This window comes from Algibacter marinivivus, from assembly GCF_003143755.1.
GTDB lineage: Bacteria > Bacteroidota > Bacteroidia > Flavobacteriales > Flavobacteriaceae > Algibacter_B > Algibacter_B marinivivus.
This window is the reverse complement of sequence record NZ_QFRI01000002.1, coordinates 20,767-39,395: the sequence shown is the minus strand read 5'-3', so window position 1 is coordinate 39,395 and position 18,629 is coordinate 20,767. Positions and strand designations below refer to the sequence as shown.

General features: G+C 30.9%; 14 protein-coding genes. 12 read left to right on the top strand and 2 right to left on the bottom strand.

Annotated features, from left to right (window positions below):
• Positions 1-39: 39 nt before the first annotated feature.
• Positions 40-1,593, bottom strand: a complete 1,554-nt coding sequence (locus tag DIS18_RS08560; RefSeq protein ID WP_109352666.1) for an NAD(P)H-hydrate dehydratase — start codon at positions 1,591-1,593, stop codon at positions 40-42.
• Between the two features lie 344 nt (positions 1,594-1,937).
• Here DIS18_RS08560 and thrA point away from each other — a divergent pair, with 344 nt between their 5' ends.
• The 11 genes from thrA (at position 1,938) to DIS18_RS08505 (ending at position 15,094) form a co-directional block, all read left to right on the top strand.
• Complete coding sequence (gene thrA, locus DIS18_RS08555) at positions 1,938-4,382, top strand: bifunctional aspartate kinase/homoserine dehydrogenase I (protein WP_109352665.1); 2,445 nt, start codon at positions 1,938-1,940, stop codon at positions 4,380-4,382.
• 3 nt (positions 4,383-4,385) lie between these two features.
• Positions 4,386-5,309 carry a homoserine kinase gene (locus DIS18_RS08550; protein ID WP_181364017.1) on the top strand — a complete coding sequence of 308 codons (924 nt, stop codon included), beginning with the start codon at positions 4,386-4,388 and terminating at the stop codon, positions 5,307-5,309.
• Positions 5,310-5,312: 3 nt separating this feature from the next.
• The gene (thrC, locus tag DIS18_RS08545; RefSeq protein WP_109352663.1) at positions 5,313-6,608 is read left to right on the top strand and encodes a threonine synthase; all 1,296 of its coding nucleotides are present in this window, start codon (positions 5,313-5,315) and stop codon (positions 6,606-6,608) included.
• Between the two features lie 82 nt (positions 6,609-6,690).
• A complete protein-coding gene (locus DIS18_RS08540; protein WP_109352662.1) occupies positions 6,691-7,698 on the top strand; it encodes a T9SS type A sorting domain-containing protein in 1,008 nt (335 codons plus the stop codon).
• Positions 7,699-7,841: 143 nt separating this feature from the next.
• Positions 7,842-8,924 carry a glycine cleavage system aminomethyltransferase GcvT gene (gene gcvT / locus DIS18_RS08535; RefSeq protein ID WP_109352661.1) on the top strand — a complete coding sequence of 361 codons (1,083 nt, stop codon included), beginning with the start codon at positions 7,842-7,844 and terminating at the stop codon, positions 8,922-8,924.
• A 23-nt stretch (positions 8,925-8,947) separates the two neighbouring features.
• Complete coding sequence (locus DIS18_RS08530; protein WP_109352660.1) at positions 8,948-9,790, top strand: sugar nucleotide-binding protein; 843 nt, start codon at positions 8,948-8,950, stop codon at positions 9,788-9,790.
• A 36-nt stretch (positions 9,791-9,826) separates the two neighbouring features.
• Positions 9,827-10,117, top strand: a complete 291-nt coding sequence (locus DIS18_RS08525; protein WP_109352659.1) for a 4a-hydroxytetrahydrobiopterin dehydratase — start codon at positions 9,827-9,829, stop codon at positions 10,115-10,117.
• A 42-nt stretch (positions 10,118-10,159) separates the two neighbouring features.
• Positions 10,160-12,226, top strand: a complete 2,067-nt coding sequence (locus tag DIS18_RS08520; RefSeq protein ID WP_109352658.1) for a carboxy terminal-processing peptidase — start codon at positions 10,160-10,162, stop codon at positions 12,224-12,226.
• Complete coding sequence (locus tag DIS18_RS08515; protein WP_109352657.1) at positions 12,216-13,241, top strand: hypothetical protein; 1,026 nt, start codon at positions 12,216-12,218, stop codon at positions 13,239-13,241. Before DIS18_RS08520 ends, DIS18_RS08515 begins: the two co-directional genes overlap by 11 nt.
• A 58-nt stretch (positions 13,242-13,299) precedes the next feature.
• A complete protein-coding gene (locus DIS18_RS08510) occupies positions 13,300-14,019 on the top strand; it encodes a YebC/PmpR family DNA-binding transcriptional regulator (RefSeq protein ID WP_109352656.1) in 720 nt (239 codons plus the stop codon).
• Positions 14,020-14,095: 76 nt separating this feature from the next.
• Positions 14,096-15,094: a DUF3500 domain-containing protein gene (locus tag DIS18_RS08505; RefSeq protein WP_109352655.1), complete on the top strand. Its 999-nt coding sequence runs from the start codon at positions 14,096-14,098 to the stop codon at positions 15,092-15,094.
• Positions 15,095-15,100: 6 nt separating this feature from the next.
• On the opposite strand, the gene DIS18_RS08500 is transcribed toward DIS18_RS08505, so the two are convergent.
• Positions 15,101-15,829: an NYN domain-containing protein gene (locus tag DIS18_RS08500; RefSeq protein ID WP_109352654.1), complete on the bottom strand. Its 729-nt coding sequence runs from the start codon at positions 15,827-15,829 to the stop codon at positions 15,101-15,103.
• A gap of 137 nt (positions 15,830-15,966) precedes the next feature.
• Here DIS18_RS08500 and DIS18_RS08495 point away from each other — a divergent pair, with 137 nt between their 5' ends.
• Positions 15,967-18,558, top strand: coding sequence for a zinc-dependent metalloprotease (locus DIS18_RS08495; protein WP_109352653.1), 2,592 nt, complete (start codon positions 15,967-15,969; stop codon positions 18,556-18,558).
• The last annotated feature ends 71 nt before the right edge of the window (positions 18,559-18,629 follow it).

The following is an 18,629-nucleotide window of genomic DNA, read 5'->3' as shown; positions in this document are numbered from 1 at the left end:
TTAAAAGTTAATTAAAAAAAGCCGCAATTAGCGGCTTTTTTATTGCTGATTTTCTTCTTCTTGTGGAGACTGAGGTTGTTCTGGTTGTTTAAACAAATCTAAAAAAGCCTCTCCTAAATAATCAATAACATGGCTAGCAATTAAACTTTGGTATCCAAAATCTCCAACAGCAATGTCTGCAGATTTACCATGTAAATAAACACCAAAAATTGTTGCAGTTAATGGATGGTAACCTTGAGAGATTAAGCCAGTAATAATACCTGTTAAAACATCACCACTTCCAGCAGTAGATAATCCAGGATTTCCTGTTGTATTCACATAAAGCTTATCTCCAAAAATAGTAATAGAATTTGCACCTTTAACTAATATAATTAATTTATGTTTTTTAGAGAAGGCTTTAATTTTTTCTAGTTTATCAAAATCATCTTTCCAAGTTCCAATTAAACGCTCTAACTCTTTTGGATGAGGCGTTAAAATGGTGGCTTCTGGTAATAGTTTTAATAATGTTTTCTTTTTAGCAAGCATGTTTATACCATCTGCATCAATAACCAACGGCACTTTATTTGTCTTCAAAAAGGCTTCAAAAGCACTTATTGTTTTAGAATCTATTCCTGCACCAATTCCAAAAGTCACAACTGTTGGTTCTGTATCAAAAGTAATAGAAGTAATCTTCTCTTCATCTGCATCAGTAATCACCATAGCTTCAGGAAATGAAGCTTGTAAAGCATGATATCCGCATTTTGGAACATAAGCAGAAACTAACCCTGCACCAGCAGATAATGCAGCTCTACTGGCTAAAGTTACAGCTCCTATTTTACCATAGCTACCGCCAACAATTAGTGTGTGTCCAAATTGCCCTTTATGTGAAAACTTTTCTCTTGGGATGTAGTTTGGTAATACTTCATGTTTACCAATTAATTCTACTTCAGTTTCAGTAGCAAATAAAAACTCTTGATCTAGTCCAATATCTAAAACCTCCCATTGAACAGTATATTTAGCTGTTTCGGGTAGAAAAAACACTAATTTTGGAGATGCAAAACTCAATGTAAAACCTGCCCAAACTACTTCGTCTTCATTCGCAACAGCCTTATTTGTATATAAACCTGAAGGAATATCAATAGCTAAAGTAAAAGCTTTACTTGCTCTAAAATGCATAAATAATTTCTTTACCCATTCATCAACAGGTCTATTTAAACCAATTCCAAAAACGGCATCAACAATAATGTCTTCAGGGTTTATTTCAGGAAATTCCTCAGCACAACTTAAAAGTACAGGCCACTTTTTAGTAACGTTTTTTATTCGGTCATAATTAATTAAAAAATCTTTAGAACGCTTATCACTACAATTGATTATAAATGTGTTAACATTATATCCATGTGTAATTAAATGGCGCGCCAAAACTAATCCATCTCCACCATTATTACCAATACCACAAAACACATGAATGGGCACTTGAGCACCTTGCATGCGCATATGCATCCAATTAAAAATTTGAGTACCTGCACGCTCCATCAAATCGGTTGAAGAAATTTGCTGACGCTCTGCGGTTAGCTTGTCACCTTCGTAAATCTGTTCTTTAGAAAATACTTTCATTTATAATTAATTATAGATTTTTCATTTCTCATTACAAATAGTCGTTTTTTTTAAACGAATCTTGAATCAAGATAAGAATATTGCAAAAAAAATGTTTTAGTTTTTTTATAAGGCTAAAAGTAATACTTTTGGTGTGTATTATATAACTATAATGATTCAATTAAACCAAAATACATTTACAACTGTTTCTTTTTTATTAAAAGGAAATGCGTCTATTTTTGGTACAACTACAAATACTACAACCCTTTGGGGTTATTAGTTATATATATTCCGCAGACTATTTTTGTAATTTTAAAAAATTACAACATTTCAAGCATTATTTTTAATTTACAAGATATTAAAACATGAAAGTTTTAAAATTCGGAGGAACTTCTGTAGGTTCTTCAAAAAACATAAATAACGTCATCAATATTTTAGAAAATTATGGGAAAGACGATTCCATAGCATGTGTAGTTTCAGCTGTTGGTGGAATTACAGACAAATTATTATTAGCTGGAAAACAAGCTCAAAATAAAGATAGAAGCTTTGTTGAAACGTTTAATTTCATCAAAGAAAAGCACTATAGTATTATAAAAGAGCTAAATCCTGAGAATAATAATTCCATTTTAGAGTATGCTGAAGAAAGGCACAACAGTTTAAAAAACTTATTGGAAGGTATATTTCTAATCAATGAATTATCTCCAAAAACGTCTGATAAATTAGTGAGTTATGGTGAAAGGTTGTCATCTTTCATAATTGCTGGCACTATGAAAAATAGAGGTTTATCGGCAGATAGGAAGAATTCTCAAGAATTAGTTATTACCAACTCAAATTATACAAAAGCTGAGGTTGACTATAAAATTACAAACAAAAACATAACAGATTATTTTAACTCAGTTCCTCAAAACATTACCATTTTGCCAGGTTTTGTAGCGAGTTCCAAAGCTGGCGAACAAACTACACTTGGTCGTGGAGGCTCAGACTTTACAGCAGCTATTATTGCCGCAGCCTTAAATGTTGATCAATTGGAAATATGGACAGATGTTAGTGGAATGTTTACTACCAATCCTAAATTGGTAAAACAAGCTTATCCCATCAATAAAATTTCATATCAAGAAGCTATGGAGTTATCACATTTTGGTGCAAAAGTATTATATCCTCCAACTGTACAGCCTGTACTTAGCTTAGGAATTCCTATTCACATTAAAAATACTTTAGAACCAGATGCTGTTGGTACGGTGATTTCTAACGAAAACATAAAATCCACAAGTCCAGTTAAAGGTATTAGTAATATAAATAACATTGCTTTATTGACACTTGAAGGCAGTGGAATGGTTGGAATTCCTGGGTTTTCCAAACGTTTATTTGAAACCTTATCACAAGAAAAAATAAATGTTATAATGATAACTCAAGCATCTTCAGAGCATTCTATCTGCTTAGGAATTGAAGATAAAGAATCTAAAAATGCCAAAGATGCCATTGATGCTACTTTTGAAAATGAAATTGCTTTAGGCAAAATAGAACCTATCATTATAGAAAAAGGCTTATCTATTATTGCTCTTGTTGGAGATAGTATGAAAAATCACCAAGGCATTAGTGGTAAAATGTTCAGCACCTTGGGAAGAAACAATATTAATATTAGAGCCATTGCCCAAGGAGCATCAGAGAAAAACATAACTGCTGTAATAGATGAAAAAGATGTAAAGAAAGCACTTAACACATTGCATGAACAATTTTTTGAAGCTAAAACAAAACAACTTAATGTATTTATTACTGGAGTTGGAAATGTTGGAGAGCGTTTAGTTGAACAAATAAAACAACAGAAGAAATATTTAAAAGAAAACTTAAAAATTAATCTTCGTGTTGTTGGTTTGTCTAATTCTAGGAAAATGATTTTTGATGATTCTGGGCTAAATTTAAAAGATTGGAAAACGCAATTATCTAATGGCGAAAAAGCATCACTACAAGGTTTCTTTGAAAATGCAAAAGCATTAAATTTGCGTAATAGCATTTTTGTTGATGTAACGGCCAATGCTGATGTAGCAAACTTATATCCTCAATACTTAAGAGAGAGTATTGCTATAGTGGCTTGTAATAAAATTGCTTGTTCAAGTGATTATAACAACTATAAAGAATTAAAACGATTATCATTAAAATATAATGCTCCCTATTTATTTGAAACCAATGTTGGTGCAGGATTACCAGTTATTGATACATTGAGTAATTTGATTGCTTCTGGTGATAAAGTAAACTCTATTCAAGCAGTATTATCTGGAAGTTTAAATTTTGTTTTTAATAATTTCACAGATAAAACTAAGTTTCATGATGTTGTAAAACAAGCAGGAGTTGAAGGGTATACTGAACCTGACCCAAGGATAGATTTAAGCGGTGTTGATGTGGCCCGAAAAATATTAATCCTCGCTAGAGAAAGTGGTGTTGAAATGAATTTAGAAGACATTGAAAACGCATCGTTTTTATCGGAATCTGGATTAAAAAGTGATACCGTTGATGATTTTTATAATACTTTAATTGAAGATGAAGCACATTATCAAAGTTTATATGCTTCAGCGAAAGCCAACAATTGTCAATTAAAATATGTAGCAAAATTTGATAATGGAAAAGCAAGTGTTAGTTTACAGGAAATACCAGAAGGACATCCATTTTATAACTTAGAAGGAAGTGATAATATCGTAATGTTTTATACTAAGCGTTATCCTAAACAGCCTATGATTATTAAAGGTGCTGGTGCTGGTGCAGATGTTACTGCCTCAGGTTTATTTGCGGATATTATTAGACTTGGAAATGATTAAATGATGAACGAAATAAAAATATTTTCTCCAGCAACCGTAGCCAATGTATCTTGCGGATTTGATGTTTTAGGTTTTTGCTTAGACAGTGTTGGTGATGAGATGGTAATAAGGAAAACTGATAAAAAAGGAATTTATCTTACTAAGATTGAAAATTTTGATTTGCCATATGAAGCTAAATTAAACGTTGCTGGTGTTTCTGCCCTAGCCATGTATGAAACACTTGATCTTGATTTTGGTTTTGAAATTGAAATTTATAAGAACATCAAACCAGGAAGTGGTATAGGAAGTAGTGCTGCAAGTGCAGTTGGAAGTGTGTTTGGGATGAATGAACTTTTAGGAAAACCATTCAATAAAACACAACTTACAGAATTCGCTATAAAAGGTGAAGCTTTAGCAAGTAAATGCGAACATGCTGATAACCTCGCTCCTGCCCTTTTTGGAGGTTTTACTTTAGTAAAAAGTGTTTCACCTTTAAAAATTTTAGAAATTCCTTCTCCAGATGACTTATATGCAACTATTATCCACCCACAGATAGAAATCAAGACTTCAGAGTCTAGAGCTGTATTACCTAAAGAAGTGGCTTTAAGTGATGCTATAGAACAATGGGCAAATCTTGGGAGTTTGGTTCATGCATTACATACAAACGATTATAATCTTATAAGCGATTCGTTAAAAGATGTTATTGTAGAACCACATAGAAGTCAATTAATTCCACATTTTAATGATGTTAAGCAAGCTGTTTTAGGCGCAGGAGCTTTAGGTGCTGGAATATCTGGTTCAGGACCTTCTATATTTTCATTAAGTAAAGGGCAAGAAACTGCAAACAATGTTAAAGAAGCTATGCAAAGTATATATTTAAATTCAGGAATTAAATTTGATATACATGTTTCAAAAATTAACACTCAAGGTGTACAAATTATAGATTAAAAAATGAATTACTATTCACTAAACCATAAAGCACCAAACACATCTTTCAAAGATGCTGTTATAAAAGGATTAGCACCAGATAAAGGTTTGTACTTTCCAGAAAGTATTACACCATTACCTAAATCGTTTTGGGATAATTTTGATAATTTATCCTATTCAGAAATTGCCTTTGAAGCTATTAAACAATTTGTTTCTCCAGAAATTCCTGAAGCTATTTTAAAAACGATTGTTGAAGAAACCTTGTCTTTTGATTTTCCTGTGGTGAAGCTAAACGATAACATCTCAACTTTGGAATTATTTCATGGGCCAACTATGGCTTTTAAAGATGTTGGTGCACGTTTTATGGCACGTTGTTTAGGTTATTTCAATAAAGATAATACTAATAAAGTTACTGTTTTAGTAGCCACGTCTGGAGATACAGGAGGTGCTGTAGCAAATGGTTTCTTAGGTGTAAAAGGTGTAAATGTTGTTATTCTTTACCCAAGTGGAAAGGTGAGCGATATTCAAGAAATGCAACTAACTACTCTAGGGCAGAATATAAAAGCCTTAGAAGTTAATGGTACTTTTGACGATTGTCAAGCCATGGTTAAAACCGCTTTTTTAGACGAGAGTTTAACTAGCACCATGCAATTAACTTCTGCAAACTCTATAAATGTGGCACGTTGGTTGCCACAATTATTCTACTTTATGTTTGCTTACAAGCAGTTACATAAAAAGTATGATGATATAGTTTTCTCTGTGCCAAGTGGAAATTTTGGGAATATTTGTGCAGGTATGATGGCTCAAAAACTAGGTTTGCCTATTAAACATTTTGTGGCTTCAAATAACGCTAATAATGTAGTAACACGTTATTTGATTTCTCAGCTATACGAACCAAAACCATCAGTTCAAACCATTTCAAATGCTATGGATGTTGGTGCACCTAGTAACTTTATTCGTATTCAAGAAATTTATAAAAATCAATTTGATACTTTAAAAGGAAACTTATCTTCTTATAGTTTTTCTGATGATGAAACTCGTGAGGCTATGTTAGAAATTTATAACAACTATAATTATGTGGCTGACCCACACGGAGCTGTTGGTTATTTAGGTTGTAAATCTCATTTAAAAGAAAACCCGAATGCACATTGTGTGTTTTTAGAAACGGCACATCCAACTAAATTTTTAGATGTTGTTGAAGAGGTTATTAAAGAAAAACAGTCTTTGCCAGAACAAATCAAATCGGTTATAGGTAAAGAAAAAAAGTCAGTTATTATTTCTACTTATAATGATTTAAAAAACTTCTTATTAAAAGACTAACAAATTGAACCTTAAAGCAGGACACCTCATGACGGTTTTACATATTAATTTTTAGACATTGCAAGCGTATAAATTGATAGCAATGAAAAAAAATACTTTGCAAGTAATATTCCTGTTAGCATTCTCAACTGTTTGTATACAATTATTAGCTCAAACAGCCACATGTGACGGAACCTTACCATTTGAAGAGCAAAATGGATTACTAACTATTGAAATGGAATCAGGTAACTTGCCAACAGGTACCAATTGGCAAACTGGTAGTGAAGCTGACCCAAATTTATCAGGATCAACTATTAATTATATTTATTGGGATGGACCACAATCTTTTAATGCTTTAACCGGTGCTCCCATAACTTATAACATAAAAATAAATAACCCTGGCACATACAGACTTGCATGGCGCGGGCGAATTGGCACAGGTACTTCTGGCGGAGAACATAATGATGCATGGTTGCGTATAGTAGCAGATGATTTTTATGCCACAAAACAAAGTAGTGCCACATCTGCCTTAGCTGTTGAACCAAAACCAAATTGTAATAGTAATGCAGATAGGAATTGTCCAGTGGGTTCTAGTACTAATGGGTACTTTAAAGCTTTCATGAATAGACACCCCGTAAATCTTCCAGTAGAACAACGCTGGGGCTTTGTAACAAATACAAATGATGGAGATTCTTTTAGATTTATATGGGCAACTTTTAATACAGCCGGTAATTACTCTGTAATTGTAGATGCTAGATCGAGTTTCTTTTTTATGGATAAAATGGTACTACGTAGAACAGATGTTAGTGATAGTACAGCATTCAATCTTAATAATAGCGAATCATCTTGCGCTAGCTTATCTATTAACAAATTCGATAAAGTAAATACGTTAAAAGTTTATCCTAACCCATCAAGGGATGAAATTCATATAGATAATTTGTTAGTAAACGGAAAATTGCTTTTAAAAAATATTCACGGTATAACAGTTCGAGAAATAAACTATACAACATCAAAAAGAATTATTGATATTTCAAGTTTGAAAAGTGGTGTTTATTTTATTTCAAATTCAGACAGTAATAATATTTTCGTTAAAAAGCTTGTTAAAATTTAGATTACTATTGGGTTTACTTTTTTAAAACTGTCTTTATAACCTATCAAAATTTACTTTTTTAAAATCTTAAAAATCTTTAACTAAAAGTTAATACTAATTTTCTATACATTTGCTTTAATCGAAATTTAAAAGCATTCTTGTAAATGAAAAACACTGCCTTATCTGAAACTCACGAAGCACTTGGTGCAAAAATGGTGCCTTTTGCTGGTTATAATATGCCAGTACAATATGAAGGTGTAAACATAGAACATGAAACCGTTAGGAATGCTGTTGGTGTTTTTGATGTATCTCACATGGGTGAGTTTTTAATTGAAGGCGAGCATGCACTTGAATTAATTCAGAAAGTATCCAGTAATGATGCTTCAAAATTAACTATCGGAAAAGCACAATACAGTTGTTTGCCAAATGATGATGATGGTATTGTTGATGATTTAATTATTTATAAAATTAAAGCGGAAAGATATTTATTGGTTGTTAACGCTAGTAACATTGAAAAAGATTGGAATTGGATAAGTTCTAAAAACGATTTTGGTGCTACTATGCGTAATTTAAGCGAAGACTATTCTTTATTGGCTATTCAAGGCCCAAAAGCTATTGAAGCTATGCAAAGTATTACTAGTCATGATTTATCAGTAATTAAGTTTTATAATTTTGTAGTTGGAGATTTTGCTGGGATAGAACATGTAATTATTTCTGCGACAGGTTACACAGGTAGTGGTGGCTTTGAAATTTATTGTAAAAACTCTGAGGTGAAACAAATATGGGATAAAGTTCTTGAAGCTGGTGAAGATTTTGGTATTAAACCAATTGGACTTGCAGCCCGTGACACACTACGATTAGAAATGGGTTACTGTTTATATGGAAATGATATTGATGATACCACTTCTCCTATTGAAGCTGGATTAGGTTGGATAACAAAATTCACAAAAGGTTTTACAAATTCTGAAGCTTTAAAAGCCGAAAAAGAACGTGGACCAGAACGCAAACTAATCGCTTTTGAATTGGATGAGCGTGGTATTCCTAGACACGGTTATGATATTGTTGATGGAAGCGGAAAAACTATAGGTGTAGTAACCTCAGGAACTATGAGTCCCTCGCTTGGTAAGGGTATTGGTTTAGGTTACGTACCTCCTGTTTTTACAGATGTAAATAGTAAAATAAATATTCAAATACGTAAAAAAGCAGTACCTGCCACAGTTGTTAAGTTGCCTTTTTATAAAGGTTAATATAGCTTGTTTTTGTTTAGAAGATGAAAAAGACGGGGATGACAACAAGTAAACATAGAATATTAATTATTGGCGCCAGTGGCTTTTTAGGCGGCGCTATTTATAAAGAACTCTGCTCTTATTTTAAAACTTACGGAACTTATAACATTTCAAATAAAGCCTACGAGAAGAATAATCATTTTTTTCAATATAATATTGAAGAAGATGATATTTATGAAATTTTAGATATTGTTAAGCCCTCCATTATTATTTCAACATTACGAGGCGATTTTTCAAAGCAAGTTTTATTGCATCAGCATTTAACAGAATATGTCTTTCATAATAAAATAAAAATCATATTTCTGTCTTCCGCAAATGTTTTTGATGCTTATATTAAATACCCTAGCTACGAACAAGACAAAACATATAGTAATAGCGTTTATGGGCATTTCAAAATAAAAATTGAAAATATGTTATTGCGTTTACCTAAAAAACAAGTAACTATCTTAAGGTTACCAATGGTATTTGGTTCGCAATCTCCAAGAGTACAAGAAATTATTCAATTTATAAAAGCAAAAGCACCCATTGAAGTGTTTCCTAATTTGATAATAAATGTAACAACAGACTCAAAAATTACACAGCAAATTCATTACATTATTAATAGAAATAAATGCGGAATCTTTCACTTAGGAAGTAATGATTTAGTACACCATGAAGATTTTATAAAAGAGATAATAAGTTCGTTAGAGCTTAAGAATACACCTATTTATAAGCGTGTTTATACTACAAACGATGATAGATATTTAGCAGTTTTATCAAAATTTAATAAACTACCAAAGCATCTTCAAATTAAAAGCGAAGATATTCTTGCGGATTTGAAATTATAATTTATTAAATTGTCTGTATATCAATATTTGACTATTATGAGTAAACTTTCAGAAGAAGACATTGAGAAAAAATTACTTCGATTTCCTGATTGGGAATATTACGATAATGCAATTCATGCAGAATTTGAATTTGAAAACTTTAAAGACTGCTTTGGTGCCATGAGTAGAATAGCTTTTGAATGCGAAGCTCTAAATCATCATCCTGATTGGAGAAATATTTACAATGTACTTACCATTTCATTATCAACACATGATAAAGGAGGTGTTACAAATAAAGATTTTAAATTAGCTGAAGCTATTGAAAATATTGTCGAGCCAGAAGAATAACAATATATTTTTCTTACTTTAGTTGTTCTTGAAAATTAGTGAATGCTCAAAAAATACTATTTCCTTTTATTATTCTTATTAAGCCTCAATGCATTATCTCAAAATGATATATTTTGTGAACAATTAGCACACTTAAAAACACTAGTTGAAGAATCCCATTATGCTCCAAAACCAATCAATGACAGCTTATCTAAAAGTGTCTATGAATTATTCATTAATAGTTTAGATGAAAATAAAAGGCTTTTTAATAAGACTGATATCAAACTATTTAAGGCTGATATTTATAAATTTGATGATTATATAAATACTAATAATTGTGAGTTTATAAATTTATACACAGATAAACTTAAAAAAAGAATAGAACTTTCTAAAACATATATTTCAGAATTAAAAAATAAAACTTTAGACTATTCAGGTTTAGACACTTTATATTTTGATGCTGATTTAAATTATTCTTATTTCGGAAGTATTGATTCGGCTAAAAAATATTGGAGTAAAAGAATACGATATAATATTATTACAAAACTTATAGAAAACGATTCAATATTAGAACATATAAAAATAAATTTTAAAGATTTGGAAGAGTCTGTAAAGCCTCTAATTATTCAAAACGAATTATGTTTACTTGATGAACTTATAAATCAAAATGGCGGTATAGATCAATTTGTTAAAGAATCTTTCTTTAACGCTTTTTTAAATTATCAAGACCCAAATTCTATATACCTCAATACATCTAACAAAGTTCAGTTTGAAACTTATGTTGCCAATAGTCAGTTCACATTTGGTATTACCACTACTAAAAATGACAATGGAGATATTGTAATAGCCCAAATAGCTCCAGGTAGTCCAGCTTCTAGAAATAAAGATTTAGAAGTTAATGATATTATTAAGTCTTTAAAACATGATGCAAGTACCCTAGAAACTTATTGTGTATCTAATGAAGATATTTTAGCTTATTTAAATGATGAAACCATACCAACTATAATCTTCAAAATAAAAAAATCTAATGGGTTAGTTTTGGATATAGAGTTAACAAAAAAAAATGTTGAAATTGAAACAAACAGTATAAGAGGTTATTTAATAAAAAGTAATAGCACCATTGGGTATGTAAAAATTCCAAGCTTTTATACAGACTTAGAATTACCTAATGGCCTAGGAATGGCAAATGATTTTGCCAAAGAAATTTACAAGCTCAAAAAAGAAAAAATTCAAGGTTTAATTATAGATTTAAGATTTAATGGTGGTGGTTCAATGAAGGAAGCCTCAGATTTGGCAGGTATGTTTATAGATAGAGGACCTGTGTCTATTATTAAATATAGTAATGGAGAAATGTATACTATAAAGGACTTTAAAAGAGGATCTGTATTTGTTAAACCAGTAGTTGTTTTAGTCAATGCGTTTAGTGCATCAGCCTCAGAACTTTTTGCTTCTGTAATGCAAGATTATAACAGAGCAATAATTGTAGGCACACCAACTCATGGTAAATCTAGTGCACAGATTCTTTTCCCTTTGGACAAAGAAAGAGATTTAGGTTTTGTTAAGCTTACAGTAGAAAAATTTTATAGGCCTACAGGTAAAAGCCATCAATCAATTGGTGTTATTCCAGATATTGCTATACCATCGATGTATGATAATTTTAAAACACAAGAAAGTTATTCAAGTTTTGCACTTAACAATGATTCTATCTCTCCTAGCATTAAATATATTCCTCGAAAAAAATATAATTTGGATAATTTAAAACTATTAAGTAATAACCGAATTAAGGCAAGTGAAACCTTTAAGAGTGTTTCAAAAATGAACATCGAATTACTAAAAAATTATATTCATAAAAAAAAGCAATACCCATTAACTCTAGACAATATTTACAATGATGTTGATGGTTATAAAAAACTTTGGGAATGGTTTAATAATGATACTAACCAAAATTTAAAAGAATTGAAATTTGCAAACACAACATCTACTGAGGAAATTATTCAATATGATGAAGTTGCTTTGGAAAATAATAACTCAATTTTGGAGGATTTAAAAAAAGATATAACACTTCAAGAAACACATCAAATAATGATGGATTTTATTAATTTAAAACAAAAAAATACGCATGAAAATTAAAATTACCATATTACTATTAAGTGCTTTCATGATTTGTAACGCACAAAGCTTTAAAAATGCTTCTGAATATTTAAATTTTGTTGGTAAAGAGCATACTGCAATATCCAAAAGTATGTGGTCTTACACCAAAGCTGTAGCGCATAGTAAAAAAGACAGAACCATAAGAGGGAAACGTAGCGTTTTAATTAAAACTGTGCAACGAGCCATTTTAAAAATCCAAAAAGCTAACGGTTTTGATGGTGATGATTATAAAAACAAAGTGCTAAAACAATTGGATTTTAATTTGAATTTACTTAACCATGACTATGCGAAAATTATAGATATGAAAGAAGTTGCAGAACAATCATACGATTTAATGGAAGCCTATATGTTAGCACAAGAGTTAGCAGATAAAAAAATGGAAGAAGCCCAACAACAGTATGAAATAGATTTCCATGCTTATGCAAAAAAACATAACATAAATATTATTGAAAGTGATACAGATTTAGGTAAGAAAATGAAAATTTCTAATGAAGTTTTTAAACATTATAATGAAATGTATTTAACCTATTTTAAAGTATATATTAATGAAGTATATTTATTGAAGGCAATGGAGAAATCAGACATTGGGACTATTGAACAAAGCGCAAATGCATTAAGTGAAACAGCAAACGCTGGCCTTGAAAAACTATCAACACTTAAAACTTACAAAGGAGATAAATCTATAATATATATAACTAAAGACTTTTTTGAATTTTATAAAGATGAAGCTGAAAATAAAGTACCAAAGCTTATTGATTTTTTACTTTTAAATGAAAATTTTGCAACTATAAAAAACACTTTAGATAAAACGCCAGAAAGAAAACGTACTAAAAAACAAATAGACAACTATAATGAGCAGGTTAAATTGCTTAATAAAGGTGTAAAAGATTATAATAAAACAAATACAGAATTAAACAAAAAACGTACTGTTCTATTTAATAAATTGAATGGTGCTAATGAAAGGTTTTTGGCAAAACATATTCCAAAGGAATAATAGATTTATTAAATTTGTTCAATTTTAAATTTGAGATTCATTAAGAAATAAGATAATTATGGGAAGAGCTTTTGAGTTTAGAAAAGCAAGAAAAATGAAACGTTGGTCTGCAATGAGTAAAGCCTTTACTCGTATTGGTAAAGATATTGTAATGGCCGTGAAAGAAGGTGGTCCAGATCCAGATAGTAATTCGCGTTTACGTGCTGTTATACAGAATGCAAAATCTGTAAACATGCCCAAGGATAATGTAGAGCGTGCTATTAAAAAAGCCAGCGAGAAAGGACAAGGCGATTATAAAGAAGTTATTTTTGAAGGCTACGCACAACATGGTATTGCTGTCCTAGTTGAAACAGCAACTGATAATAATACAAGAACTGTAGCCAATGTTAGAAGTTATTTCAATAAATGCGATGGTAGTTTAGGAACCTCAGGTTCGGTAGTTTTTATGTTTGACCATACTTGTAATTTCAGAATAAATGCTAAAGGTTTAGACCCAGAAGAAATTGAATTAGAGTTTATAGATTTTGGTGCTGAGGAAGTTTTTGCAGATGAAGATGGTATTTTAATCTACGCTCCTTTTGAAAGCTTTGGAGCCATTCAAGCAGAACTTGAAAAAAGAGAAATTGAAATCTTATCTTCTGGATTTGAACGTATTCCTCAAGTGACAAAATCATTAACTCCAGAACAGGCAGAAGATGTTGAAAAACTCCTTGAAAAGCTTGAAGAAGATGATGATGTACAAAACGTTTATCACACAATGGAAGAAACTACTGAATAACCATAAGTAACCTAGTACAAAAAAAGAGGACTTAGTCCTCTTTTTTTGTACTTTAACTTTTATTAAAGCTAGAGTTATGAAAAGATTATTAATACTGATTCTTATTGTTTCAGCTCTTTCAAATGCGCAATCCATTACTGCAAGTGATTTTCTATTGTCTCTAAATGAAGATCAGCGTAAAAAAGCAAATTTATCTTTTGATGACAAAAATAGAGAAACTTGGCATTTTTTACCAGCTGTTTCATTTCCACGAGAAGGAATAGCACTTCTAGAATTAAGCAAAGAACAAAATGCATTAGCTATAAATTTTCTTAAAAATTATTTAAGTGAAGTAGGATACGCTAAAACCCAATCTATAATTAGTTTAGAAAATATACTTGCAGAAATTAGTGGGGATCCTATTTACAGAGATCCATTAAAATATTACATAGCAATTTATGGAAATCCCAAAAAAGATAAATTATGGAGTTGGTCTTTTGAAGGACATCATATATCGTTAAATTTTACGATTTCAGAAGATAAAATATCTTTTTCTCCAAGATTTTTAGGTGCAAATCCAGGAATGGTTAAAAATGGAAAGCGTAAAGGAGAACGTGTTTTAAACAAGGAGGAAGATTTAGCTTTTAAATTAATTAACTCAATGACTGATGAACAAAAGAAACAATCAATCTTTCAAGCAATATCGTTTCAAGAAATTGTTACTCAAAATCAATCAAGAGTACAAAAATTAAACCCTGTTGGAATACAGGCTAAACTATTAAATAAAAAACAACAAACTATTCTAGTAAAATTAATAGAAGAATACTTATTGACTATACCTAAAAGTTTAGCAAAAGAACGATTCAGGGCAATAAAAATAGCTGAGTTTGATGATGTTTATTTTGGTTGGGCTGGATCTACTAATCTATCAGAAGGTCACTATTATAGAATACAAGGAGATACTTTCTTAATAGAGTTTGATAACACACAAAACAAAGCTAACCATATACATACAGTATGGAGAGATTTTAATGGTGATTTTGGAAGGGATTTAATTAGAGAGCATTATGAAAATTCAGAACACCACAAAAATTAAACCATGTTATTTGTTTTTAACGTAAATTAATTTAAAACGCCCATTAGTTTGGTCGCGTTGTTCCATTTCAAATTGTTGAAGCGATTTAAATAATGGAGTTAATTTAGCAAAACCAAAATTTCTAGAATCAAAATTAGGTTGCTTCTTTAAAATTAATGAGCCTACATCTCCAAGAAAAGCCCACCCATCATCATCGGCAGCATCATCAACAGAGTTTCTTAGTAATTTAATAACCTTTGGCGTAATATTATATAAATTCTTTTTAGCTTTTTGAGTACCATCTTCTGGCTTACTAGAATCCTTTTTAAGAATTTCAAGATAAATAAACTTATCACAAGCCACTATAAAGGGGTCTGGAGTCTTCTTCTCTCCCATGCCGTAAACAACCATACCTGCTTCGCGTAAACGAGTAGCTAATTTTGTAAAATCACTATCTGAAGATGCTAAAGCAAAACCATTAACCTTTTCAGAATATAAAATATCCATAGCATCAATAATCATTGCTGAATCTGTAGCATTCTTACCAGTAGTATAAGCATACTGCTGTATTGGTGTGATGGCATTTTCTAATAGAACATTTTTCCATTTAGACAAATGTGGTTTTGTCCAATCTCCGTAAATTCTTTTTATTGTTGGTGTTCCGTATTTAGTTATTTCTTCCATCATTTCAGAAATATATTTTGAAGGAATATTATCTCCATCAATCAATACGGCAATTTTAGTGTCTTTTATCATAAGTTATAAAGATAGAGAATTAAACCCATCTAAAATATTTTAACTTTTCTTTTGATAACTAAACACTTAATTATTTCTACATTTATGCGACTAATTTAAATAGCAGGATTTATATCCATAAATAATTAAGTAATCGTATGAAATTATCAAAAAACCAAGTTAGGTATTTCTTCCTAATTTTTGCTACAGCAATTTTCTTATTGCCTCAATCCGTTGATGCACAAAAGAAGAAAAAGAAAAACAAAAAAGGCAATACAGAAATTGTTGCAAAAACACCTAAGAAAGCTCCTAAAAAAACCATTAAGAGTTTAACAAAGTCCAGTAAAAAAATTGAAGGTTTATTTACTATTTATCAAGATACCATTACAGGTGCTTTACAAATGGTTGTTTCTGAAGACCAGTTAAATAAAGAATACATTCATTTTGCACAAATTGCTGATGGCGTTATGGATGCAGGTAGGATTAACAGAGGGTCTTACAGAGGTTCAAAAATATTTAAAATAAAAAAATATTTCAATAAAATTGAATTTGTTGCACAAAACACATCTTTTTATTTTGACCCTAATAATGCTATTTCAAAGGCTAAAGATGCAAACATTAGTCAAGGTATTATGGCAAGCTTAAAAATAGAAGCGTATGATAAAGACACAAAATTATATTTAATAAAAGCAGGCGATTTATTTTTAAAAGAAACGTTTTTACAAATTAAACCTTCCTCAAGACCCGGGACATCTCCTACTAGTTTTAAATTAGGTAATCTTGATAAAAATAAAACTAAAATTAACGCCATAAATAATTACCCAAGTAATATAAAAATTAAAACTGAATACGTCTATTCAAAATCTTCAACTTTAAACAATGGATCTAATGCTGTGACTGATGGCAGAAATGTTAGTATTAAAGTAATACATAATTTAATTGCATTACCAGAAAATGATTATCAACCGCGTTTTGATGATCCTCGTGTTGGTTACTTTACTAATAAAGTTGATGACAAAACCGTTTCAAGCTCTACCCCGTATAGGGATTTAATCCAAAGATGGCATTTAAAAAAGAAAGATCCGAATGCGGAAATCTCTGAACCTGTAAAACCAATTACATGGTGGATGGAAAACACCACACCAATTGCGTGGCGAGAAACAATTAAGAATGCAGTTTTAGAGTGGAATAAGGCGTTTGAAAAAGCCGGATTTAAAAATGCTATTGTAGTAAAACAACAACCTGATGATGCTGAGTGGGATGCTGGAGATATTAGGTATAATGTATTACGATGGACCGCTTCTCCTCGCCCACCGTTTGGAGGCTATGGACCAAGTATGAAAAACCCAAGAACAGGTGAGATTATTGGGGCAGATATTATGCTGGAGTATGTTATGTTTACGGGTAGTGATTTTCAATCAAAAATTTATGATTCATCAAGTGGATATAACAATTTTAATAATGCAAATGAAAACCCAGCAAATGATTACAACTGTAATTTAGCTAAAGGTATGTTAGAGAATTTACACTTTGCAAAAACTTCTGCTTTAGCTTTTGGAGCTTCTGAAGAAGAATTAAATACCATACAAAAAGAAGCTATAACTGGTGTGATAATACATGAAATTGGTCATACTTTGGGATTAAACCACAATATGAAAGCAAGTCAATTATACTCTCCAGAGCAATTAGCAGATGCTGATTTTATAAAAGGGAAATGTTTAACGGCTTCAATTATGGATTATGCCATTATTAACGTTACAAATGATAGAACTAAACAAGGCCAATATGATGATGTTACGGTTGGTCCTTATGATGTTTGGGCTATTCAATTAGGTTATAAACCATTTAAAAATGAAGAAGAACGACAAGCACTTTTAAATGAATCTACAAAACCTGAGCATATATTTGGTAACGATGCAGATGATATGAGATCGCCTGGGAAAGCAATTGACCCCAGAGTCATGGTTTTTGATCAATCTAGTGACCCAATTAGGTATGCTATTAACAGAATAGAGCTTTCTAACGACTTGATGAAAGAAGTAAAAAATAAATTCACAAAGAATGGTGAATCATATCATGAATTGAGACGCGTATATTATACACTAAGTGGTCAAAAGGCAAATGCGGCAAATGTTATTTCTAGATATATTGGTGGTGTTTATGTTGATAGAGCTATGGCAGGACAGCAGGGAGAAACTCAGCCCTACACACCTGTGAGTTTTGAAGATCAAAAAAGAGCTATGAATGCATTAAAAACCTATGTGTTTTCTCCAACTGCTTTTGATGCGCCTAATGATTTATATAACTATTTAGCAAGACAACGAAGAGGGTTTGATTATACTCAAGAGGATCCTAAAATTCATAGCCAAGTATTAAGGTACCAGAAAAATGTTTTGAATCACATTTTGCATCCAAATACATTACAGCGTATTACAGATTCTGAGTTATATGGAAACAAATACAAGTTGTCTATTTTTATGACTGATTTAAATAGTGCAATTTTCAAATCTGATATATATAGTTCTGTCAATTCATTCAGGCAAAACCTTCAATTAGAATATACCAATATGTTGATTAATATGTTAACAAGTAAACAAAGTGGAAGCTATACACACAATGCAAAATCTATGGCATTGTATAATTTGAAAGCCATAAGGTCTATGGCTGCTCCTTCTGGAAATATTGCCTCTAGAGCACATAAACAACATTTAAGAACTTTAATTGATAACGCTATTAAAGAGATTAAATAATATAAATGATAAGTATTATAAAGCAAAAAAGCTACTTCAATTATGAAGTAGCTTTTTGTTTGGGGTAGCTC